Raw genomic sequence first — 22,743 nt, 5'->3', positions numbered from 1 at the left:
ATTTGCCCACGAGTATGCCAACAACTGGTGCCTTACGGCAGCGCGTTGACGAGTTCGGTCACGGGCTTGCGCGAACCGGTGTAGAAGGGGATCTCGATGCGGGTGTGCTCCCTGGCCTTGGCACCGCGCAGGTGCCGCATGAGGTCGACGATGCGGTGGAGCTCGTCGGCCTCGAACGCCAGCATCCACTCATAGTCGTTGAGCGCGAAGCAGGCGACCGTGTTGGCGCGCACGTCGGGGTAGTCGCGGGCCATCTGGCCGTGCTCGGCGAGCATCGCCCGGCGCTCTCCGTCGTCGAGCAGATACCACTCGAGCGAGCGCACGAACGGGTAGACGCACACGAAGCCGCGCGGCTCCTCCTCGGCCAGGAAGGCCGGGATGTGCGACTTGTTGAACTCGGCCGGGCGGTGCAGCGCCATCGCCGACCACACCGGCTCGCTGGCCCGGCCGAGCGCCGTGCGGCGGAACCGGGAGTAGACCTCCTGAAGGTCTTCGGGGGTCGGGGCGTGCCACCAGAACATGAAGTCGGCGTCGGCGCGGAACCCGGCCACGTCGTAGGCGCCGCGGGTCACCACGTCTTTGCCCGCCGACTGGTCGAAGAGTTCCTGCACCTCTTCGGCCACGGCGTCGCGTTCGGCCGGGAGGCCGTCGCGCAGCCGGAAGACCGACCACATGGTGTAGCGGATCACATTGTTGAGGTCACGCGCCTTGAGCCGCGGGGTGCCGTCCGTCATGCCGCCATTCTGCCCGGGGATCCAGGTGGTCGAGAATCCGGGCGGCCGCCGCGCGGGCCGTCGCCGCCGTCGCGGGGATGCCCAGGCCGTCGTACGCCGCCCCGCAGACCGCCAGACCCGGAACCGCGGCCACCGCGGCGCGGATGCGGGCGACGCGGTCGTTGTGGCCGACGTCGTACTGCGGGAGGGCGCCGCCCCAGCGGGTGACCCGGGTGTCGACCGGGAGGCCGCGTACACCCATGATCTCGGTCATCTCGTTCATGGCCAGGGTGATCAGCTCGGTGTCGTCGCGCTGGAGGAGGCGCTCCTCGCCGATGCGGCCGACCGAGCAGCGGACGAAGACGTAGCCGTGGCCGCCCAGGTGGGGCCATTTGACGCTGGAGAAGGTGACGGCCTTGACCGCGCGGCCCTCGACGGGCGGGGTGAGGTAGCCGCTGCAGGCGGGGAGCTGCGGGAACGCGTCGATCGGGTAGGCCAGCGTGACGATGGCCATGCTGGCGTACTCGATGCGGGCGAGCTCGGCGGCGGCCTTGGGCACCTCCTTTTCGAGGAGGCGGGCCGCCGGGGTCGCCGGGACGGCCACCACGACCGCGTCGGCGTCCATGACGTGCTCGTCGCGGGTGGGGCCGGTGATGAGCTGCCAGCCGGCGGGCGTACGGGACAGTTCCCGCACCATCACGCCGGTGCGGACCTCGGCGCCGGACGCGGCGGCCAGCGCGGGCGGCAGGCTCCCGAGACCGCCCTTCAGCGAGGTGAAGACGTGGCCCGCGGTCGCGGGCGCGGCGCCCGCGATGCCACGGGCGGCCCGCAGCAGCGACGACTCCGACCGCGCGGCGGCGGCCACCGCCGGCATGGTCGCCTCCAGCGAGAGCCGGTCGGCGTAACCCGCGTAGACGCCGCCGAGCAGCGGCTCGACCAGCCGGTCGACCACCTCGTCGCCCATGCGCGCCCGCACGTAGGACCCCACCGAGACGTCGGTCGTCACGAGCGTCGCCGGGAGCACCTGGTCGAGCGGCACCCGGGCCAGCCCGGCGGGCGACAGCACTCCTGATCGGGCCAGCGCCACCAGATCGGACGGCACGCCCATGACCTGCCCCTTCGGCATCGGCCGCAGCTCCCCCCGGGACAGCAGGGACGCCCCGGTCGTACCGGGATCGACCAGATCGCCGCCGAGCCCGGCCACCCGGGCGAGTTCGATGCCCTCGGGACGGCGGGCCAGCATCGACTCGGCACCCGCGTCGACCGGCACCCCGGCCACATCGGTGGCGACGAGCTTGCCGCCGATCCGGGCCGCGCCGTCGAGCACGGTCACCCGGACGCGGTCGTTCTTGAGGTGCCAGGCCGCGGTCAGACCGGCGATGCCGCCGCCCACGACGACGACGTGAAATCGCTGCATGAGGATCACCCTAAGGCCGTGACTGCATCGTGACGCGGAGCCCAAAACCGGTGAGGCCCGGGGAACGTCAATGGTGCATGAGCACCTTGCGAACACGTGCGATGGCGCCGCTGCTCCTCGCGGCGTTCTTCCTGACCGCATGCGGCGGGGCCGAACCGATGAGCGGCGAGGCCGCGAGTGCCCCGGCCGCCGCCGCGGCCCCGAGGGACGGCTCGGCATCGGGCGGCTCCTTCAGCTCCGAGTCCGACCAGCAGGCCAATGCGGTGCCCGAAGCGGCCCCCGCGGCCGGCCAGAAGGCGCCCCCCGGCACCACCGCCACCAATATCGCGATGGCCCCCGCCGATCGCGCGATCATCTACACGGCCGAGATGACGGTCCGGGCCAAGGACGTGTCCGCCGCCCTCGACAAGGCCAAGGCCATGGTCACCGAGTCGGGCGGTTACGTCGCGGAGGAGCGCTCCAACTCCTCGTCGTCCCGCCAGGAGTCGACGATCACGTTCAAGATCCCGCCGGCGCAGTATCCGGGCACGATCGGCCGCCTGGGCAAGGAACTCGGCACCACCGAGTCGCTGCACCAGGGCACCGAGGACGTCACCGGCGAGGTCGCCGACGTCGCCGCCCGGGTGAAGTCGGCCGAGGCGGCGGTGGCGCAGTTCCGCACGCTGCTGAGCAAGGCCGAGAAGATCGGCGAGATCATGGACATCGAGCGGGAGATCCAGTCCCGCACCGCCGACCTGGAGGCCCTCCAGGCCCGGCAGAAGTCCCTGACCGAGCAGACCGGCATGGCCACCGTGACGGTCACCCTCATCGGCCCGTCGGCGCCCCCGGTCGAGCGGCCGAAGGAGGACGAGACGGGCTTCCTCGCCGGTCTCAAGGCGGGCTGGGACGGCCTGGTCAAGTTCGCCGACGGGCTGGCGACGATCCTCGGCGCGCTGCTTCCGTGGCTGGTCGTGCTGGGTGTGCTCTTCGTGATCGCGCTGCCGTTCTGGCGGCGGATGCGGCGGCGTCAGGAGGCGGTGCCGACGACCCCCTTCGTCGAGCAGGTCGCCGAGCCGTCGGAGCGGCCGCTAGTCGAAAAGGAATGACCTCCAGTGCGGCGGTCCGGCGTCGCGGGATCCGTACCAGCCCTGCTGGTTGCGGAGCCGGGCGTCGGACCACAGCAGCACCCACGAGGCGTGGCTCGGCATGAGGTGCCGGTCGCTGGGGTTGTAGACGACGAACTCCCTGGTCCCGAACGCGTCGAAGAAGAACCTGGGGAGTTCGAAGGAGATGTTGTACGACTCGCCGCCCTTCGCGTAGCGATAGCGGTCGACGCCCCGGACCCCCGGGCGGTAGTCGGGCCAGACGGCGTTCAGCGCGTCGGGATAGACGCCGTGGTCGGCGTGGCTCCGCTCGACCGCGGCGATCATCTCCCCCGCGTTCGCGATCGCGGTGGCGCGGGCGAAGTCGGTCAGCGGCCGGTCGAGCGCGGCCTGCCCCGCCAGCGCGACGAGCGGCAGCACCACGAAGAAGACCGGCGCGGGCCGCCGGGCCAGCACCACCACCCAGAGCGCCAGCGACGCCAGCCCGAGCAGCGGCCCGAACTCGGCCGCCCCCGCCGCCGACACCGCCAGGGCGGTGATCGCCAGGGCGGCCGTCTGGGCGATCCGCCAGAACCGGTTCCGTGGCCGGATGAGCAGCGGCACGCTCGTCACCACGGCCAGGAGACCGACCGCGCCGAAGATCTGCACCAGGATCGACAGGGGCATCGCCAGCGTGTCGTGTCCGCCGGGCAGGAAGGGCGAGGCGATCAGCAGGAGGAGTGTCGCCGAGAGAAGGACCGCCCGCATGGGGTCACGGTAGCTCCCGCGTCATGAAGACGCTCAGCGGATCGCGCCGGTATCCGGCGAAGGGTTCGCAGTAGGTGAAGCCGAACTTCTCGTACAGGGACCTGGCCGGTGCGAAGAAATCGGCCGACCCCGTCTCGAGGCTCAGCCGGGTGAACCCTTCGCGCGCCGCCTCGGCGATGATGTGGGCGAGCAGCAGCGACGCGACCCCGCCGCGCTTGCGCGCGACGGCGGTCCGCATCGACTTCACTTCCGCGTGTACGTCACTGAGCGCCTTGATCGCCCCGCAACCGACGATCACGCCCTCGTCGCGGACCGACCAGAAGGTCACCTCGGGGCGCCGCAGGCCGTCGAGATCGAGGGCGTGCTTGCTCTCGGGCGGCGTGATCGCCCGCATCTCCCGGACGTGTTCCTCCAGGAAGGCCGCGATCTCCGGCCCCGAGAGGTCGTCGACCACGATCTCCATTTAACGCGCGCTGTATTCGTGGACGAACTCGGTCAGCCTGGCGACCTGGTTCGGGTCGGTCGACGGGAGCACGCCGTGGCCGAGGTTGAACACGTGGCCCTCGGCCGCGCGACCGGCATCGATGATCGCGCGGGCGCGCTTCTCGACGGCCTCCCACGGCGCCAGCAGGATCGCCGGGTCGAGGTTGCCCTGGAGCGCCTTGCCCGCGCCGACGCGCTTCGCCGCCTCGTCGAGCGGCACCCGCCAGTCGACGCCGACGACGTCGGCCCCGGCCTCACCCATGAGCGGCAGCAACTCGCCGGTGCCGACCCCGAAGTGGATGCGCGGAACGCCGAGCTCTTCGAGCCCGGCGAAGATCCTGCTCGTGTACGGCAACACGAACTCGCGGTAGTCGGCGGGCGCCACCGCCCCGACCCACGAGTCGAACAGCTGGAGCGCGGAGGCGCCGGCGTCGGCCTGGATCTTGAGCCAGGCCAGCGTGATGGTGGTCAGCCGGTCCATCAGGGCGTGCCAGAGGTCGGGGGCGCCGTACATCATCGACTTGGTGTGGTCGTGGTTCTTCGAGGGCCCGCCCTCGATGAGGTAGGACGCGAGGGTGAACGGCGCACCGGCGAACCCGATCAGCGGGGTCGAGCCGAGCTCCCTGGTCAGCTCGGTGACCGCCTCGGTGATGTAGGGCACGTCGCCGGGCTCGATCGGGCGCAGGCGCGCGATCCCGGCCTCGTCGCGGATCGGCTCGGCGACCACGGGGCCCACGCCGGGCTTGATGTCGAGGTCGATGCCGATGGCCTTCAGCGGCACCACGATGTCGCTGAAGAAGATGGCCGCGTCGACGCCGTAGCGGCGGACCGGCTGCATCGTGATCTCCACGACCAGGTCGGGGGTCGCGCACGCGGCGAGCATCTCGGTGCCCTCGCGGACCTTGCGGTATTCGGGCAGTGAACGCCCGGCCTGACGCATGAACCAGACGGGCGTGTGGGGCACGGCCTGACGGCGGCAGGCCAGCAGGAAAGGCGACTCGGCCAGCTGGGGATTCACCTGACCAGAGTCCCACGGAGATGGGCCGGTCCGCGCCACGACCCCGGGTACAGAGCCACCCAATGATCGGTATCGTTGGGCCCTCGCGACACCCGGGTCAAACGCCTCGCGAGCGCCGCTCTAGGCAAAGTGTTCGCCAAATGGGGCTCCGGCATCGATTCCAATACCACTTTCGAGACACGCCGAGCGCGATGCGGGGTTTTGTCGGCGCGACGTGCCACCGTCGGACGCACCGGTTCCGATGAAAGGGCGATGACTTCGATGTGGAGTTCCCCCGAACACCGCACTGAGCGCTGTGCCTCCTGCGACACCGAGCGAGAGTTCGCACAGCCGCCCTGCGAGGAGGGTCACGAGGTGTGCCCCGAGTGGTCGTGCGTGCAGTGCGGGAGCGCCTTGTTGTTCGAGGTGGGTTCACAGCGCGCTCTTGTGGTGGCGGCGGCTTGATCACCACCCATGACCACGACGACCTCCCCCCTGCTCCGTCTCGTCCCGCGACCCGCCTGCGCGCCCGTCATGTCGACCGGTGACCGCCCGGGGCCGCCCGAGGCGTTCGCCCGCGCCCTGGCGACGCTGCGCCCCGCGACCGTACGCCCCGAGATCGAGCTCGAAGACATCCCGGCTCCGCAGCGGCTGGCCCCCTATTCGGGCGCCGTGGGCGCGTCGGTCTACCGCGACGACGACGAACTGGCCATGGGCCGGTTGATCATGCTGTTCGACCCCGACGGCCAGCGTGGGTGGGAGGGTCCGTTCCGGCTGGTCGCCTACGTCCGCGCCGACATGGAGCCGGAGATCACCTCCGACCCCCTGCTCGGCCCGGTGGCGTGGAGCTGGCTGACCGACGCGCTGGAGACCCACGGCGCGGGCTTCGCCGCCGCGGGAGGTACGGTTACGAGAGCGGTGTCGGAGGGTTTCGGGAACAAGGACAACGATCCCGTCACGACCGAGCTGGAACTGCGCGCGTCATGGTCGCCGCTCGACGAGGATCTTTCCGCGCACGTCGCCGCCTGGTGCGACCTGATGTGCATCGCCGCCGGGATACCCCCCCTGCCGCCCGACGTCACGGCCCTGCGGCCGAGACGCACCGAAGAAGAGACAGACCGGAAGACCAGTACGTGACCGATGAGACAGCCGTTCAGCCTCTGCTGGAACCACGCGAAGGGATTCCGCCCGTCATAGCGGAGGCCGCCGACCTGACGGCGGCCGTAGCCGCGTTCGCGGGCGGAACAGGCCCGGTGGCCGTCGACGCCGAGAGGGCGTCCGGCTACCGCTACAGCGGCCGGGCCTACCTCGTGCAGCTCCGGCGCACGGGCAGTGGGAGCGCGCTCATCGACCCGATCGCCTGCCCCGACCTGTCCGGCCTCGACGCCGCGCTGTCCGGCGCCGAGGTCGTGCTCCACGCGGCCACGCAGGACCTGCCCTGCCTGGCCGAAATAGGCTTCCGCCCGCGCCGGCTGTTCGACACCGAGCTGGCCGGCCGGCTGCTCGGCTACGAACGCGTCGGCCTCGGCACCATGGTCGAGGTCGTCCTGGGCTTCGGCCTGGTGAAGGGCCACTCGGCCGCCGACTGGTCGACCCGCCCCCTGCCCGAAGACTGGCTCCGCTATGCCGCCCTCGACGTCGAGGTCCTCATCGAGCTGCGCGACGCCCTCCACGCCGAGCTGACCGAGACCGGCAAACTCGACTGGGCGATGGAGGAGTTCTCCGCCATCCTCACCGCCCCCGCGCCCCCGCCCCGCACCGACCCGTGGCGCCGCACCAGCGGCATCCACCGGGTGCGCGCGCTGCGAGGGCTGGGCGTGGTCCGCGAACTGTGGAACCTCCGCGATTCCCTGGCGAGGGAGACCGACCTGGCACCCGGCCGGGTGCTTCCTGATTCGGCGATCGTGCAAGCGGCCTTGGACCAGCCCAAGACGACCAAGGCGCTGACCGAGATCGCCCCCTTCACGGGCCGCAGCGCCCGCCGCCACCTGCGCGAATGGCTCGCGGCCATCACACGCGGCCGCACGATGGCGGAAACCGAACTCCCCCAGCCCCTGGGCCCCGGCGACGGCCCGCCTCCCGCGAACCGCTGGGCCGACCGCGACCCGGCCGCCGCCAAGCGATTGGCCGCCGCCCGCGCGGTCGTCGCGGCCTTGGCCGACGAACACCGCATGCCGACGGAGAACCTGTTGCAGCCTGATGCCGTTCGTCGGCTGACCTGGGAACCTCCGGCGGAGCTGGACGAGGAGACGGTGGCCGAGCGGTTGCGCGCGCTGGGCGCCCGCGAGTGGCAGATCGGCCTGGCCGCGCATCCGATGTCCCGCGCGCTGCAACGGTTGGAGACCAAGGGCGAGGTCTGACGCCACCGCTCGCGATCAGCCCCAAGGCGGCGTCGGAGGGAGCGCAGAGACGGCGGCCTACCAACAGGTCGCCGATCGGAGCTCGTCCGCAAGCACCCGCTCAAGAGCCGGATCTCGCCCGCGCAGATATGCCGAAATTTCGGGCGGCTCTCGGGGCTGTAGGTGGAACCCGGGCCTAAGAACGAGCCGCTCACCCAAGCGGTTTCTCCCGCTGGTACCTGCAGGTGGGGGCACCTGCGCATATGCCGAAATTTCGGGCAGCTCTCGGGGCCATCGGTGGAACCCGGGTCCAAGAGTGAGCCGCTCACCCAAGCGGTCTCTCCCGCTGGTACCGACAGGTCGGGATGCCCGCTCATATGCCGAAATTTCGGGCGGCGCCCCGCCGCCCGAAGGGGGAACACCGGCCCAAGAGCTCCTGACAAAATGAAGCCAGCCGAACCCGGCGCCGGTGCGGCGAAATGCGTGACCTGCATCGGCGGCGCTTGGTAACGGCGAGGCGCCTGGCACCCTCGCCATTTTGTTAGGGCCCCGTAGGGCGCAACTACGCCACCGCGCTCCAGAGAAGAGAGCGAGCCGCTCACCCAAGCGGCCTCGCCCGCAGATACCGGCAGGTCGGCGCGCCTGCGGATATGCCGAAATTTCGGGCGGCGCCCCGCCGCCCGAAAATCGGAAACCCTCGGCTACGAGCGGAGCCAGACCGCCGTGTCCTGGGGCAGGCCACCTTCGAGCGGACCGCTCGAAAGAATGACCTCGCCGGTCACCGGGATCGTTTCGGCCGACAGGTTGACCACGCAGGTGAAACCGTCCCCACGTGTGAAGGCGATCACCTCGTCGCCTTGGTCGAGCCACGTGAAGGCACCCCCGCGCGGCCGGGCCGCGATAGCGTGCTTGTAGAGGTTCAGGGTCGAGTCGGGGTCCGACTGCTGGGCCTCCACGGTCAGCCCGCCCCAGTTGGTCGGCTGGGGTAGCCACGTCGACTCCCCCTCCGTGAAGCCGTAGGGCTTGGTCGTACCGGACCAGGGAATCGGCACCCGGCAGCCGTCGCGGCCAAGGCGGGCGCCGCCCGTGCGGTGGAAGACGGGGTCGTCGCGGAAGCCGTCGGCGATGTCGATGACCTCGGGCAGGCCCAGCTCCTCGCCCTGGTAGACGTAGGCCGACCCGGGCAGCGCCAGCAGCAGCAGCGCCGCCGCGCGGGCCCGCCGGGTTCCGACGACCAGGTCGACGTCGAGGTCGCGGGTGGCCAAGGGGCCGCCGCCATAACGGGTCACCGGCCGGACCACGTCATGGTTACTGATCACCCAGGGGGCGACGACGTCCGATTCAGCCGCCAGGCCGATGGAGGTCGTGATGGTGTGTTTCAGGGCGGCGGCGTCCCAGGCGGTCTGGAACAGGAAGAAGTTGAAGGCCTGCGGCATGCCGCCCGGCCGGAAGTAGGGCTCCAGGTGGGTGATCTCGGTGCCCCAGAACTCGCCGACCGCCGTGCGCTCGCCGGGGAAGACGTCGGGCGAGTACGAGTCGAGGATCGCCCGCCACGACGCGTAGTGCCCGATCAGTTCGGGCCGGTGGAACCACGGCGACGGCCGGTCGGAGGGCGCCGGGTCGAGCACATCAGGCAGCGCCGGGTCCTTGAACAGCCCGTGGGCCACGTCGACCCGCAGGCCCGCCACGCCCCGGTCGAGCCAGAACCGGATGACCTTCTCGAACATCGCCGGCACGGCCGGGTTGTGCCAGTTGAAGTCGGGCTGGGAGGAGTCGAATAGGTGCAGGTACCACTGGCCGTCGGGGACCTGGGTCCACGCGGAGCCGCCGAAGATCGACTGCCAGTTGTTGGGTTCGTCGCGGAACATGAACAGGTCGCGCTCGGGGCTGCCCGGACCGGCCTCCAGCGCCGCCTGGAACGCGGGATGGGCCGACGAGCAGTGGTTCGGGACGATGTCGACGATCACCCGGATGCCATGAGTGGCCGCCGCCGCCACGAAGGCGTCGAAGTCGGCGAGGGTGCCGAAGCGGGGGTCGACGTCGCAGTAGTCGGCGACGTCGTAGCCGCCGTCGGCGAGGGGCGAGGGGTAGAAGGGCGAGAACCAGACGGCCTCCACGCCCAGATCGGCCAGGTAGGGCAGGCGGGCCAGCGCCCCGGCGAAGTCGCCGGTGCCGTCACCGCCACCGTCGGCGAAGCTCCGGGGGTAGATCTGGTAGACAACGGCGTCACGCCACCACTGACTCAACGCGTACTCCCTTTTGGCTGGTCGTTTGCCTAGTTAACCAGACCCCTTGCCCTCGGGGTGAGGGCTGACATACCGTGCGGAAAGCGCTTTCCACTGAAGGAGGACCGCATGGCCGAGCTGGGCGTGGTGATGAACGGGGTCACCGGGCGGATGGGATACCGGCAGCACCTGGTGCGGTCGGTGCTGGCGATCAACGCCGAGGGCGGGGTGACCCTGGCCGACGGCTCCCGCGTGAAGCTGCGGCCGGTCCTCGTCGGGCGGAGCGAGGCCAAGCTCAAGGACCTCGCCGCCAAGCACGACATCGCCGACTGGACCACCGACCTCGACGCCGCTCTGGGCGACCCCACGAACACGATCTATTTCGACGCGCAGATCACCCAGGCCCGGGTCGCGGCGACCAAGAAGGCCATCGCGGCCGGCAAGCACGTCTACTGCGAGAAGCCGACCGCCGAGTCGTCGGCAGAGGCCCTCGAACTCGCCGACACGGCCGAGAAGGCGCAGGTCAAGAATGGTGTCGTCCAAGACAAGCTGTTCCTGCCTGGCCTGCTGAAGCTGAAGCGGCTGATCGACGGCGGGTTCTTCGGGCGGATCCTGTCGGTCCGGGGCGAGTTCGGCTACTGGGTGTTCGAGGGCGACTGGCAGGCCGCGCAGCGCCCGTCGTGGAACTACCGGTCCGCCGACGGCGGCGGGATCGTGCTCGACATGTTCCCCCACTGGGCCTACGTGCTGGAGAACCTGTTCGGCCCGGTGACCTCGGTCTACGCCCACGTCACGACCCACATCCCCGAGCGCTGGGACGAACGCGGCCAGTCCTACGAGGCGACCGCCGACGACGCGGCCTACGCCGTGTTCGAGCTCGACGGCGGGGCGGTCGCGCAGATCAACTCGTCGTGGGCGGTCCGGGTGAACCGCGACGAATTGGTGGAGTTCCAGGTCGACGGCACCCACGGCAGCGCGGTGGCCGGGTTGCGCAATTGCCGCGTACAGCACCGAAGCGCCACTCCCAAACCGGTCTGGAACCCCGACCTTCCCGCGACGGCCAGGTTCCGCGAGGGCTGGCAGGAGGTCCCCGACAACACCGAGTTCGACAACGGCTTCAAGGTCCAGTGGGAGAGGTTCATCCGCCACGTCGTCGACGACGAGCCGTTCCCCTACACGCTGCGCTCGGGCGCGCGCGGGGTCCTGCTCGCCGAACTCGGCCTGACCTCGGCGGCCGAGGGCCGCAGAATGCCGGTGGCCCCGTGAAAAGCTTCAAAAGCCGGGTCGTGTACGCCGCCGCGCACGTGGTGGCCGACCCTCTCGCCGACAACACGCCTGGCCGACCGGCCCAGGTCGACTGGGAGGCCACACTGCGCTTCCGGCGCCACCTGTGGTCCCTGGGCTTCCGCGTCGCCGACGCCATGGACACCGCCCAGCGCAACGCCGGCCTCGACTGGACCGCGACGAGGGAACTCATCCGCCTGAGCGCCGCCGAAGCCCCCGACCTGGTGGCCTGCGGCGCCGGAACCGACCACCTGACCGCCCCACACGATCTGAAAGCGGTCCTGGACGGCTATCTGGAGCAGATCGCCACCGTCCAGGAGGCCGGGGCGGGTGTGATCATCATGGCGTCACGGCAGCTCGCGGCGCTAGCGCAGGGCCCCGACGACTATCACGAGATCTACGGCCGCCTGCTGGCCGAGGTCGACCGCCCGGTGATCCTCCACTGGCTCGGCGAGATGTTCGACCCCCACCTGGCGGGCTACTGGGGTTCCCGGGACATCGGTGAGGCCACGGCGTCCTTCCTGGCGCTGATCAGGGAGAACGCCTCGAAGATCGAGGGCGTGAAGGTCTCGCTGCTCGACGAGGACCACGAGATCGCCCTGCGCGCCGCGCTCCCGGAGGGGGTCCGTCTCTACACCGGCGACGACTTCAACTACCCGTCGCTGATCAAATCGGGCTCCCACGCGCTCCTCGGCATCTTCGACGCCATCGCCCCCGCCGCCTCCGCCGCCCTCACCGCCCTCGACGAGGGCGATCTCGACGAGTACGACCGCATCATGGCCCCCACGGTCGACCTGTCCCGGAAGATCTTCGAGGCCCCGACCTTCCACTACAAGACCGGCCTGGTCTTCCTGGCCTGGCTCAACGGCCACCAGGACGCCTTCACCATGATCAACGGCGCCCAGTCGGCCCGCTCGCTCCCCCACCTGATCGAGGTCCACCGCCTGGCCGAACGCGCCGGCCTGATCGCCGACCCCGACCTCGCCGCCGCCCGTCTCCGGTCGCTGATGGCGGTGTACGGCCAGTGACCCTGTCCCTGAACCAGTGGACCACCAAACGCTGGACCGTCCGCGAAGCGGTCGAAGGCTGCGCCCGCCACGGCCTGGAGGCGATCGGCCTGTGGCGCCAGAACGTCGCCGACCAGGGCCTGGCCGAATCGGTGAAACTGGTCCGAGACGCCGGCCTGCGGGTCTCGTCACTGTGCCGAGGCGGCTTCCTGACCAGCGGCGACGCCCTCGACGACAACCGCCGCGCCATCGACGAGGCGGCGGCCCTTGAGGCGTCGTGCCTGGTCATGGTCGTCGGCGGCCTCCCCGGCGTGGTCCCCGGCGAGCCCCTGGGCGACATCTCCCGAGACCTCCCCGCCGCACGGGCCAGGGTCGCGGAGTCCCTCGAGGTTCTCGCCCCCTACGCCGCCGACGCTGGTGCACGCCTCGCGCTCGAACCCCTCCACCCCGTGTACTGCGCCGACCGCGCGGTCCTGTCCACCCTGAAACAGGCCAACGACCTGGCCGAACCCTTCGACAACGTGGGCGTCGTCGTCGACACCTTCCACCTGTGGTGGGATCCAGAGGTCTTCACCGAGATCGCCCGAGCCAAGATCTTCAGCTACCAGGTCTGCGACTTCCTGGTCCCGCTCCCGGCGGATGTCCTGCTGGGCCGGGGCCTGATGGGCGACGGCGTGATCGACTTCGGCCCTTTGACCGAAGCGGTCGTGGCAGCCGGATACGACGGCGACATCGAGGTCGAGATCTTCAACGCAGACGTCTGGGCGAGCGACCCCGACGAGGTGCTGAAAGAGATGATCACCCGGTACGAGAGATGGATCGCACCCAGTCTCGCGCCCCGGGGATGACCTCCTCCAACGGCTCGACCTCCGGATGCCAGGCCTTCTCCCACTCCAGCGACAGCCATCCCGAGTAGTCCCGAAGCAACTCGCCGAAGACGTCCAGCGGCACCTCCCCCAGCCCCATCGGCCGGGGCGTGGTGCCGACGGCATCCTTGATCTGGACATAAGCGAGATGCGGCCCCAACGCCGCCAAGGTGTCGGCAGGCGCTTCCCCGTTGCGCCAGGGATGCAGGATGTCCCAGATCACCCCGGCGGCCTCGGGCCTCCCGAACCGATCGAGCAACGCACCGACGGCGGCGCCAGTAGCCATGTCGTCATGCGTCTCGACCAGGACGCGGGCGTGCGTCTCCCCCGCGACGGCCTGGAGGCGTCGTACAGCAGCATCGAGGTCTGTCCCACCAGGGAAAACCCGCACCCCGAGCGCCCCGAACCGATCGGCCAGCGCAAGCTGCTCCCTCAGTGCAGCGATCACCGGCTCGTCGGGCCCAGGCCTGGCGATCCGGATATATCCACACAGGGAAACCACCTCAAGCCCGGCCTCCCGAGGATCGCAGTCAAGTGGCGCATCCTCATGCAGCCGCAACTCAAGCCCTTCCACCCCATGCCGAACGGCCATGTCAACGGCCTCGGACAGTGGCGCCCCCGGCAGCCCAAGGGTGCTGATGGCGAATCTCATCTCACGCTCCGTCCTGTCCGGGTGCTCGCGATCACGCGGGTGATACCGGCGCCAAGGTCAAAGGCCGCCACCTCATCGCCACTCATCAGCCGAGGCGCTCCCGATCTCCAGCCACGCCGAACCCTCATCAAGCCCGCCCGCTCTCCCTGATCACGTAGAGCCCTGGCCAGCGCGCTTTCTCTGATCACGACCTCGGCCTCCGGACGAACCGATCTTTATCGGGCCCGCACGCTCTCTCTGATCACGACCTCGCCCTCCACGTGGACCACCGACGCGCCCTCCCCCTCGGCCAGAGCCAGCTCGACCGCCCGTGCCCCAAGATCAGCCAGTGGCAACTGGACCGTCGTCAGGGCCGGGACCAGGTCGCGCAAGGTCGAGATGTCGTCGAATCCAGCCAGGGAGATGTCCTCCGGCACCCGGATGCCCCGTTCCCGGAACGCCGCCAGGGCCCCCACCGCCATCACGTCGTTGACCGCGAACACGCACGTCACCCCGGGGTCGATCGACCGCGCCGCGGAATGGCCGCCGTCGCGGTCGAAGGGGCCGTGGATGATCTGCGGGGAGAGACCCGGAAGGGCGCTCGCGAAGCCCTCGCAGCGGTCGGCCGCCGTGATCAGCCGCGGCGGCCCGGCGAGGATCGCGAACTCCCGGTGGCCCATCGCCAGCAGGGATTCGGCCAGGGCGGCGGCGCCCGATCGGTTGGCCACGGCGACGGTGTCCGTACCGAGAAGATCCTGGCCGATGACCGCGACCCGGCCACCTTGCGACCGGTAGCGGTCGAGTTCGGCGCGGAGGCCGGAGGTGGAGGGGTCGTCCATGCGGGAGCCCGCCAGGATCACCGCCCGCGCGCGCTGGGCGCCGAGGGTCGACACGTAGGCGATCTCTTTGGCCGGATCCCGGTGGGTCGTGCCGACCATGACCACCATGCCGTGGGACTCCGCCGCGCGGACCGCCCCGTCGGCGATGGCCGCGAAATAGGGGTCGATCAGGTCGTGGACGACGAGGCCGATCACGTTCCCCGCGCCCCTCGCGAGGGTCTGGGCCGCGACGTTGGTGCGGTAGCCCAGTTCCACGGCGGCCTGTTCGACCTTGGCGCGGAGGCCCGCGCCGACCTGGCGGGCGCTCCCGTTCAGGACGCGTGAGGCGGTCGCGAGCGACACTCCGGCGTGTCGTGCGACGTCTTCGAGCGTGACCACGAGTGACAATCCTCCCGGAAAGCGATTTCCCAGTATGCCGCACCACCGGCTAGTTACTCGCGAGTAGCATTATGGGTGTCAGCCCACGCAATAAGGGAGATACCGTGCCCGCGTCACGTGAAGTCGTCTTCGTCGACGGCGTTCGCACGCCGTTCGGCAAGTCGGGGCCCAAGGGCCTCTACGCCGAGACCAGGGCGGACGATCTGGTCGTCCGCGTCATCCGCGAACTGCTGCGCCGCAACCCGTCGTTGCCGCCCGAGCGGGTCGACGAGGTCGCCATCGCGGCCACCACCCAGATCGGCGACCAGGGGCTCACGCTCGGGCGGTCGGCCTCGATCCTGGCGGGGCTGCCCAAGACCGTCCCCGGCTATTCGATCGACCGCATGTGCGCGGGCGCGATGACCGCCGTGACGACCGTCGCGGGCGGGATCTCCTTCGGCGCCTACGACGTCGCCATCGCCGGTGGCGTCGAGCACATGGGCCGCCACCCGATGGGTGAGGGCGTCGATCCCAACCCCCGGTTCCTGTCCGAGGGCCTGGTCGACGGGTCGGCCCTGATCATGGGCATGACGGCCGAGAACCTGCACGACCGCTACCCCGCGATCACCAAGCAGCGGGCCGACGCCTACGCCGTGCTCTCGCAGGAGCGCGCCGCCAAGGCCTACGCCGACGGCGTGATCCAGCCCGACCTGGTGCCGACGGCCACCCGCAAGGCCGCCGAGGGCTGGGGCCTGGCCACCACCGACGAGGCGATGCGTCCGGGCACCTCCATGGACGGCCTGGCCAAGCTCAAGACCCCCTTCCGCCCCCACGGCAACGTGACGGCGGGCAACGCCTCCGGCATCAACGACGGCGCCACCGGCTGCATCGTCGCCGCCGAGGACGTCGCGGCCGAACTCGGGCTGACGGCCAAGATGCGGCTGGTCTCCTACTCGTTCGCGGGCGTCGACCCCGAGCTCATGGGTGTCGGACCGATCCCCTCGACCGAGCGGGCCCTGCGGCTGGCCGGGCTGAGCATCGGCGACATCGGCCTGTTCGAGATCAACGAGGCGTTCGCCGTGCAGGTGCTGGCCTTCCTCGACCACTTCGGCCTCGCCGACGACGACCCCCGCGTGAACCCCTACGGCGGCGCCATCGCCTACGGCCACCCGCTCGCCTCCAGCGGCGTGCGGCTGATGACCCAGCTGGCGCGCGGCATGGCCGAGCGCCCCGACGTCCGATATGGCATCACCACCATGTGCGTCGGCCTCGGCATGGGCGGCACCGTGATCTGGGAGAACCTGGCATGAGCGAGCTTGTGACGCACGCACTCGTCCGCGACGTCGAGCTTCCCTACGGCGCCGGCACCATGGCGCTGATCACCCTCGACAACGGTGAAGACCACACCAAGCCGAACACGTTCGGCGAGGGCGGCCTCAACGAGCTGAAGAACGCCCTCGACTCCATCGAGAAGCGCACCGATCTGACCGCCGTCGGGGTCACCGGCAAGCCGTTCATCTTCGCGGTGGGGGCCGACCTCAAGGAGGCCGGTTCCATCTCCTCCCGCGAGCAGGCGCACCTGGTGGGGCAGCTCGGCCACGCCGTGTTCCGGCGGCTGGGCGAGCTGGGCATCCCGTCGTTCGCGTTCGTGAACGGCGCCGCGATGGGCGGCGGGCTGGAACTGGCGCTGCACGCGACGTACCGGACGATCTCCTCCGGTGTCCCCGCGGTCGCCTTCCCCGAGTGTTTCCTCGGGCTGGTGCCGGGCTGGGGCGGGACCTACCTGACGCCCCGGCTGATCGGTCCGGAGAAGGCGATCAAGCTGATCATCGAGAACCCGCTGTCGCAGAACCGGATGATCAAGGGTCCGGAGGCCTACGGGCTCGGGCTCGCCGACGCGCTGTTCGAGCCGGCCGACTTCCTGGAGGAGTCGCTGCGCTGGGCCGCCAAGGTGGTCAACGGTGACGTCGTGGTCGAGCGGCCGGGGCATGAGTCCGTCGACTGGGCGCCCGTCGTCGAGCAGGCCCGTCAACTGGTCGACCTGAAACTGCGGGGGGCGGCGCCGGCTCCGTACCGAGCACTGGACCTCATCGAGAAGGCGCGCACCAGCGACCGCGACACCGGTTTCGCGGCCGAGGACGACGCGCTCGCCGACCTCATCATGAGCGACGAGCTGCGCGCCGGGCTCTACGCCTTCGACCTGACCCAGCGCCGCGCCAAGAAGCCGGCCGGGGTGCCGCAGGTGCCCGGCCGGGCGGTCACGAAGATCGGCGTGGTCGGCGCGGGGCTGATGGCCTCGCAGTTCGCGCTGCTGTTCGCGCGGCGCCTCCAGGTGCCGGTGGTGCTGACCGACCTCGACCAGGAGCGCGTCGACAAGGGCGTCGGCTACGTGCACCAGGAGGTCGACAAGCTCCAGGCCAAGGGACGGGTCACCGCCGACCAGGCCAACCGCCTGAAGAGGCTGGTCACCGGGTCGCTGACCAAAGAGGCGTTCGCCGACGCCGACTTCGTCATCGAGGCCGTGTTCGAAGACCTCAAGGTGAAGCAGACGGTGTTCGCCGAGGTCGAGGAGGTGGTCTCCGACACCTGCGTGCTGGCCACCAACACCTCGTCGTTGTCGGTCACCGAGATGGCCTCGCAGCTGCGCCACCCCGAGCGGCTCGTGGGCTTCCACTTCTTCAACCCGGTCGCGGTCATGCCGCTGCTGGAGATCGTGCGCGGCGAGCAGACCGACGACGCCACCGTAGCGACCGCGTTCACCGTCGCCAAGACGCTGCGCAAGTCGGCCGTGCTGGTCAAGGACGCGCCCGCGTTCGTCGTCAACCGGCTGCTCACCCGGTTCATGGGCGAGGTGATGGCCGCCGTCGACACGGGCACCTCCGCCGACGTCGCCGACCACGCGCTCGACGAACTCGGCCTGCCGATGTCGCCCTTCACGCTGCTCAAGCTGGTCGGCCCGGCGGTCGCGCTGCACGTCGCCGAGACGATGAACACCGCCTACCCCGACCGGTTCGCGGTCTCGGCCGCGCTGGCCACGATGGTCTCCACCGGCGGCGACACGCTCCACCCGGGGCGCGGCGAGGTGTCCAACGCGCAGCAGGTGCGTGACCGGGCGCTGCGCGGGCTGGCCGAGGAGATCCGCATCATGCTCGACGAAGGGGTCGTGGCGGCGGCACAGGACATCGACCTGTGCCTCATCCTCGGCGCGGGCTGGCCGTTCCACCTGGGCGGCATCACGCCCTACCTCGACCGGACCGGCGTCTCCGAGGCGGTCAACGGGGCCCGTTTCCTCCCCTAAGCTCCCGTGATGTGCGGGAACTACTGCTCGGAATCGGCCTCGGCCTCGGCGCCGGGGTCGCGCCGGGCGCGCTGCTCGGCCTGGTCATCACCGCGAGTCTCCGCGGCGGTTTCCCGGCCGGGCTGCGCATGGCGTGCGTGCCGCTGCTGTCGGACCTGCCCGTCGTGGTGCTCTCGATCGTCCTCGCGGGCGCGCTCCCCTCGGCCCTGCTGCGGGGTCTGTCGATAGCCGGGGGCCTGTACGTCGTCTACCTCGGCATCGAAGCGTTCCTGGGTGCCCGTACGGCCACCCTGCCCGCCCCCGGCGAGAAGGTGCCCTCGCAGATCGGCAAGGGCGTGCTGGTCAACCTGCTGAACCCGCACCCGTGGCTGTTCTGGATCGCGGTCGGCGGCCCGCTGGTCGTGGCGGCCTGGGAGACCGGCCCCTCCGCGGCGGCCGCCTTCCTGATCGGTTTCTACCTGCTGCTCGTCGGCGCGAAAGTGATCCTGGCCGCGCTCATCGCCGCCGGACGGCACCGGCTCAGCCCCCGCGGCTACCGGCTCACGCTCGCCGCGAGCGGGGTGCTGCTGGCCGGGGCGGGCGCCTGGCTGGTCGTCCAGGGAGTGGTCGGGTAGCCGACCGAGGCCGGCTACCCGTCGAAGACTCAGAAGTCGACGGCCGACCGGCGGCGCAGGGCGTCGGACAGTTCGCCCGCCAGGTCGATCGCGGTGAGCCCGGCGTCGGCCAGGATCTTCGGCCGCTTGGCGTGGTCGAGGAACTCCTGGGCCAGCCCGAAGTTGCGCACCGGCACGTCGATGTCGTGGTCGCGCAGCAGCCGCGACACGGCGTCGCCCACCGCGCCGACGCGGCCGTTGTCCTCGACCACGGCGACCAGCTTGTGGGCGGAGGCGAGCAGGGTCAGCGACTCGTCGAGCGGCTTGACCCAGCGCGGGTCGACCACCGTGGCGGAGACGCCCTGGGCGGCCAGCAGCCCGGCGGCGTCGAGGCACATCTCGGCCATCGGGCCGACCGCGACGATGAGGACGTCGGGCTCGCCCTCGCCCTCGTGGAGCAGCTCCATCGTGCCGATCTCGCCGATGGGCTCGACCTCTTTGACCAGGCCGCCCTTCGGGAAGCGCACCACGCTCGGGCCGTCGGTGACGTCGAGGGCCTCGCCGAGCAGCTCGCGCAGCCGCACGGCGTCGCGCGGCACCGCGACCTGGATGCCGGGCACGACCTGGAGGATCGACAGGTCCCACATGCCGTTGTGGCTGGCGCCGTCGTCGCCCGTCACACCGGCCCGGTCGAGCACCACGGTGACGGGGAGCCTGTGGAGGGCGACGTCCATCAGCAGCTGGTCGAAGGCGCGGTTGAGGAAGGTCGCGTAGACGGCGACGACCGGCTTCAGGCCGCCGACGCACAGGCCCGCCGCGCTGGTCAGGGCGTGCTGTTCGGCGATCCCGACGTCGAAGATGCGGTCGGGGTAGAGGGCGGCGAAGTCGGCCAGGCCGGTCGGGTGGAGCATCGCGGCGGTGATGGCGACGACGTCCTGCCGCTCGGCGCCGATGCGGACCATCTCGTCGCTGAACACGTTGGTCCAGCCGAGCTGCTTGGGCCTCTCTTCACCGGTGACGATGTCGAACGGCTGCGGCGCGTGGAAGCAGTCTTCGTCGTGGTTCTCGGCCGGTTCGTAGCCCTGGCCCTTCTTCGTCACGACGTGGACGATGACCGGGCCGCCGTAGGCCTTGGCCTTGCGCAGCGCGGTCTCCATCGCGGGTTCGTCGTGGCCGTCGATGGGGCCGACGTATTTGAGGCCGAGGTCCTCGAACATGACCTGCGGGGCCAGGACGTCTTTGAGGCCCTTCTTGATGCCGTGGAGCGTGTCGTAGAGGACCGGCACGTTGCCGAACTTGTCTTTGACGAACTCGAGCACCTGCTCGTAGCTCTGGGTCACGCGCAGCTTCGACAGGTGGGTGGCCAGGCCGCCGATCGTCGGCGAGTAGGAGCGGCCGTTGTCGTTGACCACGATGACCAGCGGCAGGTCTTTGGTCAGCGCGATGTTGTTGAGCGCCTCCCAGGCCATGCCGCCGGTGAGGGCGCCGTCGCCGATCACCGCGACGACCGTGCGGTCGCTGCCGGTCAGCCGGAACGCCTTGGCGATGCCGTCGCCCCACGAGAGGGCGGTGGAGGCGTGGGAGTTCTCCACGATGTCGTGGGCCGACTCGGCGCGGCTCGGGTAGCCCGACAGGCCGCCCTCCTGCCGCAGGCCGTCGAACTGGTCGGCGCGGCCGGTCAGCATCTTGTGGACGTAGGACTGGTGGCCGGTGTCCCAGACGATGCGGTCGTGGGGCGAGTCGAAGACCCGGTGGAGGGCGATGGTCAGCTCGACCACCCCGAGGTTCGGACCCAGATGACCACCCGCCTTCGAGTTCGCGACGGAGCGGACCAGCAGGTCACGGATCTCCTCGGCGAGCCGGGGCAGCTCGCTCGCGTCGAGTGCTTTGAGGTCGGTCGGTCCGCTCAGGGACTCCAGAAGGCCCACTGCGATTCCTTTCCCGTTCGCCGTCGAACAGTAGGAGTGTAGTTCGACAATGCCCGGCTTCCGGCCCCGAGGCCTGGGGAATCCCTTTACGGGGGATTGACTTGTCCCGTACCCTCCTGATTTCGTGCGAAAAATCATTTCCTTACTGGTCGCGGGCATGGTCGCGCCTCTTCTGGCGCCCGGAACGGTCCACGCACGGCCTGTTCCGACCGGACTGTCCGCTCTGACGAAGAACCCGATCTACACGTCCGGCAAGCTGCCGGTCCGGTCGTGTCCCGAATACTCCCAGGAGATCCCTGACTACCTGACCGCGACGAACTACCTGCGCGAGGCCGCGGTCTGCCTCGACGCGAGCTGGACCTCCTTCTTCAAGAAGGCGAAGCTGCCCTTCCGCAAGCCGAGCATCGAGTTCGTCAACAAGACGAACGTCAAGACCCGGGCGTGCGGCAAGCTCGACGGCTACTGGGGCGGCGCCTACTGCAACGACACCCAGGGCATCGTCGTCCTCGTCGACGGCTGGATGCTCGAGTTCGGCGACGTGCCCTTCCTCTTCTACGTGCTGGCGCACGAGTACGCCCACCACGTGCAGCACCGGTCGGGGATCATCAAGGCCCACGACAAGCTGGCTCCCAAGACCACCAAGAAGGCCTACGCGTGGCACGCCCGCCTCGAACTGCAGGCCGACTGCCTGTCGGGGGCGTACCTGCGCAGCATCTGGGCCTCCACCGGTCGTGACTCCCACGACTGGAAGCAGTTGCTGACCTACATCAGCGAGGAGATGGGGGACCCCGTGCACGGCACCGGCAAGAGCCGCGTGGCGTGGACGGACAGGGGCTTCAAGGCGGGTTCGCCGAGCGCCTGTAACACCTACAAGGCCTCGGCCTCACAGGTGGCCTGACCTGCGGTGCGGCGGTCATCCACGGGGGGTGGCCGCCGTAAATATACGCATTTACCCGACTTTACTCATTCATCAGACCTGGTTTATGGTCATCCCCACCATGCGAAACCCCCTGATCGCACTGGCCTCCGGCGCCCTTTCCGTCCTCGTCGTGACGGGTTCCGCCGCCCAGGCCACCTCCTCTCCCCCGCCCCTGGCCGCAGCCCCGGCCGGTGTGACCGCCCCGGCCCCGATGGCAGCGCCGTCCGCCGCGAAGCGCGCGTTCCCCACGGTGCTGACGAAGAACCGGCTCTACCGGTCGGGCGCCGTCGACTCGTTCGCCTGCTCTCCGGGTGAGCCACGCGCGGGCAGCGCGAACTCGCTGAAGACGTACCTGCTGAAGGTCGCGCGGTGCGTCAACCTCATGTACGCCCGGCAGTTCAAGGCCGCCGGGATGAGCTACCGGGTGCCGAAGATCGTCATCCGCACCAGCGGCGCCAAGACGCCGTGCGGCAAGCTCTCCACCACCTACACCGCCCACTACTGCACGGCCTCGCAGACCATCTACCAGTTCCTGCCGAAGGCGACGGTCCGCAACCCCTGGGGCCTGACCCTGGCCAAGACGATGGCCCACGAGATCGGCCACCACGCGCAGCAGCGGGCCGGGATCGTCCCCACCTTCAACCAGCTCTACGCGCAGGCGCGCACCAAGACGGCCCGCGACTACCTGAACCACCGGGTCGAGCAGCAGGCCGAGTGCATGGCCGGAGTCTTCCTCGGCTCGGTGCAGGAGAGCCTGCCGGTCATCGCCGACGAGTGGGACCAGGTCGTCGACTGGGCGGCCAAGCACGCCACCGACACCGTCCACGGCAAGGGCCGCAACCAGGCGTTCTGGCTGGAGCGCGGCTACAACTCGCAGTCGTTCCTGTCGTGCAACACCTGGTCGGTCTCCAACGCCCGCGTCGCCTAGGACAAGCGCTAGCTGTACTCGGCCATCAGGTTGGTGACTCGCCGTAGCTGATGCTTGATCAAATGGAAGACCTCCGGATGTGGTGGAGAT

At 70.2% G+C, this 22,743-nt stretch carries 20 protein-coding genes; 11 read left to right on the top strand and 9 right to left on the bottom strand.

Features of this window, described 5'->3' with window-relative positions; all coding sequences use genetic code 11:
- Positions 1-32 precede the first annotated feature (32 nt).
- Both hemQ and hemG read right to left on the bottom strand, forming a co-directional pair.
- Positions 33-734 carry a hydrogen peroxide-dependent heme synthase gene (gene hemQ, locus ACYQ78_RS27500; protein WP_459803822.1) on the bottom strand — a complete coding sequence of 234 codons (702 nt, stop codon included), beginning with the start codon at positions 732-734 and terminating at the stop codon, positions 33-35.
- Positions 700-2,130, bottom strand: a complete 1,431-nt coding sequence (gene hemG / locus ACYQ78_RS27495) for a protoporphyrinogen oxidase (protein WP_459803821.1) — start codon at positions 2,128-2,130, stop codon at positions 700-702. Before hemG ends, hemQ begins: the two co-directional genes overlap by 35 nt.
- A gap of 77 nt (positions 2,131-2,207) precedes the next feature.
- Between hemG and ACYQ78_RS27490 the strand changes: the two genes are divergently transcribed.
- On the top strand, positions 2,208-3,215 hold the full coding sequence (locus ACYQ78_RS27490) for a DUF4349 domain-containing protein (protein ID WP_459803820.1): 1,008 nt from the start codon (positions 2,208-2,210) through the stop codon (positions 3,213-3,215).
- On the opposite strand, the gene ACYQ78_RS27485 is transcribed toward ACYQ78_RS27490, so the two are convergent.
- Genes ACYQ78_RS27485 through hemE form a run of 3 tightly spaced genes read right to left on the bottom strand, consistent with a single transcriptional unit; the run spans position 3,198 to position 5,460 of the window.
- Complete coding sequence (locus tag ACYQ78_RS27485; RefSeq protein WP_459803819.1) at positions 3,198-3,959, bottom strand: hypothetical protein; 762 nt, start codon at positions 3,957-3,959, stop codon at positions 3,198-3,200. The genes ACYQ78_RS27490 and ACYQ78_RS27485 overlap by 18 nt on opposite strands.
- A gap of 4 nt (positions 3,960-3,963) precedes the next feature.
- A complete protein-coding gene (locus ACYQ78_RS27480; RefSeq protein ID WP_459803818.1) occupies positions 3,964-4,422 on the bottom strand; it encodes a GNAT family N-acetyltransferase in 459 nt (152 codons plus the stop codon).
- Positions 4,423-5,460 carry a uroporphyrinogen decarboxylase gene (gene hemE / locus ACYQ78_RS27475; protein ID WP_459803817.1) on the bottom strand — a complete coding sequence of 346 codons (1,038 nt, stop codon included), beginning with the start codon at positions 5,458-5,460 and terminating at the stop codon, positions 4,423-4,425.
- A gap of 513 nt (positions 5,461-5,973) precedes the next feature.
- On the opposite strand from hemE, the gene ACYQ78_RS27470 reads away from it, so the two are divergent.
- Together ACYQ78_RS27470 and ACYQ78_RS27465 are read left to right on the top strand one after the other, a co-directional pair.
- Positions 5,974-6,576, top strand: a complete 603-nt coding sequence (locus tag ACYQ78_RS27470) for a DUF3000 domain-containing protein (protein WP_061292414.1) — start codon at positions 5,974-5,976, stop codon at positions 6,574-6,576.
- Complete coding sequence (locus ACYQ78_RS27465) at positions 6,573-7,799, top strand: HRDC domain-containing protein (protein WP_459803816.1); 1,227 nt, start codon at positions 6,573-6,575, stop codon at positions 7,797-7,799. The genes ACYQ78_RS27470 and ACYQ78_RS27465 overlap by 4 nt, the downstream gene beginning before the upstream one ends.
- 680 nt (positions 7,800-8,479) lie before the next feature.
- On the opposite strand, the gene ACYQ78_RS27460 is transcribed toward ACYQ78_RS27465, so the two are convergent.
- The gene (locus ACYQ78_RS27460) at positions 8,480-10,024 is read right to left on the bottom strand and encodes an alpha-amylase family glycosyl hydrolase (protein WP_459803815.1); all 1,545 of its coding nucleotides are present in this window, start codon (positions 10,022-10,024) and stop codon (positions 8,480-8,482) included.
- 108 nt (positions 10,025-10,132) lie between these two features.
- Here ACYQ78_RS27460 and ACYQ78_RS27455 point away from each other — a divergent pair, with 108 nt between their 5' ends.
- From ACYQ78_RS27455 to ACYQ78_RS27445, 3 genes are read left to right on the top strand one after another with little or no spacing between them, the layout of a single operon-like run.
- Positions 10,133-11,269: a Gfo/Idh/MocA family protein gene (locus ACYQ78_RS27455; RefSeq protein WP_459803814.1), complete on the top strand. Its 1,137-nt coding sequence runs from the start codon at positions 10,133-10,135 to the stop codon at positions 11,267-11,269.
- Positions 11,266-12,315: a dihydrodipicolinate synthase family protein gene (locus ACYQ78_RS27450; RefSeq protein ID WP_459803813.1), complete on the top strand. Its 1,050-nt coding sequence runs from the start codon at positions 11,266-11,268 to the stop codon at positions 12,313-12,315. The genes ACYQ78_RS27455 and ACYQ78_RS27450 overlap by 4 nt, the downstream gene beginning before the upstream one ends.
- Positions 12,312-13,142: a sugar phosphate isomerase/epimerase family protein gene (locus tag ACYQ78_RS27445; RefSeq protein ID WP_459803812.1), complete on the top strand. Its 831-nt coding sequence runs from the start codon at positions 12,312-12,314 to the stop codon at positions 13,140-13,142. The genes ACYQ78_RS27450 and ACYQ78_RS27445 overlap by 4 nt, the downstream gene beginning before the upstream one ends.
- Here the strand turns inward: ACYQ78_RS27445 and ACYQ78_RS27440 are convergent.
- Positions 13,093-13,812 (bottom strand): sugar phosphate isomerase/epimerase family protein, encoded by a 720-nt coding sequence (locus tag ACYQ78_RS27440; protein ID WP_459803811.1) that lies wholly within the window; start codon positions 13,810-13,812, stop codon positions 13,093-13,095. The genes ACYQ78_RS27445 and ACYQ78_RS27440 overlap by 50 nt on opposite strands.
- Before the next feature lie 215 nt (positions 13,813-14,027).
- Entirely contained in the window at positions 14,028-15,008 is a 981-nt protein-coding gene (locus tag ACYQ78_RS27435) for a LacI family DNA-binding transcriptional regulator (RefSeq protein WP_459803810.1), read from the bottom strand.
- 104 nt (positions 15,009-15,112) lie between these two features.
- Between ACYQ78_RS27435 and ACYQ78_RS27430 the strand changes: the two genes are divergently transcribed.
- The 3 genes from ACYQ78_RS27430 to ACYQ78_RS27420 are packed head-to-tail and all read left to right on the top strand — an operon-like array spanning position 15,113 to position 18,899.
- Positions 15,113-16,297 (top strand): thiolase family protein, encoded by a 1,185-nt coding sequence (locus tag ACYQ78_RS27430; protein WP_459803809.1) that lies wholly within the window; start codon positions 15,113-15,115, stop codon positions 16,295-16,297.
- Positions 16,294-18,285 (top strand): 3-hydroxyacyl-CoA dehydrogenase NAD-binding domain-containing protein, encoded by a 1,992-nt coding sequence (locus tag ACYQ78_RS27425; protein WP_459803808.1) that lies wholly within the window; start codon positions 16,294-16,296, stop codon positions 18,283-18,285. The genes ACYQ78_RS27430 and ACYQ78_RS27425 overlap by 4 nt, the downstream gene beginning before the upstream one ends.
- Before the next feature lie 11 nt (positions 18,286-18,296).
- Positions 18,297-18,899, top strand: coding sequence for a LysE family translocator (locus ACYQ78_RS27420; protein ID WP_459803807.1), 603 nt, complete (start codon positions 18,297-18,299; stop codon positions 18,897-18,899).
- A 29-nt stretch (positions 18,900-18,928) separates the two neighbouring features.
- On the opposite strand, the gene dxs is transcribed toward ACYQ78_RS27420, so the two are convergent.
- Entirely contained in the window at positions 18,929-20,806 is a 1,878-nt protein-coding gene (gene dxs, locus ACYQ78_RS27415) for a 1-deoxy-D-xylulose-5-phosphate synthase (RefSeq protein ID WP_459803806.1), read from the bottom strand.
- A gap of 124 nt (positions 20,807-20,930) precedes the next feature.
- Between dxs and ACYQ78_RS27410 the strand changes: the two genes are divergently transcribed.
- Complete coding sequence (locus ACYQ78_RS27410; RefSeq protein WP_459803805.1) at positions 20,931-21,704, top strand: neutral zinc metallopeptidase; 774 nt, start codon at positions 20,931-20,933, stop codon at positions 21,702-21,704.
- A gap of 100 nt (positions 21,705-21,804) precedes the next feature.
- Entirely contained in the window at positions 21,805-22,653 is an 849-nt protein-coding gene (locus tag ACYQ78_RS27405) for a neutral zinc metallopeptidase (RefSeq protein WP_459803804.1), read from the top strand.
- Positions 22,654-22,743: the final 90 nt, after the last annotated feature.

The sequence above is a fragment of the Herbidospora sp. RD11066 genome (assembly GCF_054661255.1).
This window is presented reverse-complemented; position numbering and strand designations above follow the sequence as displayed.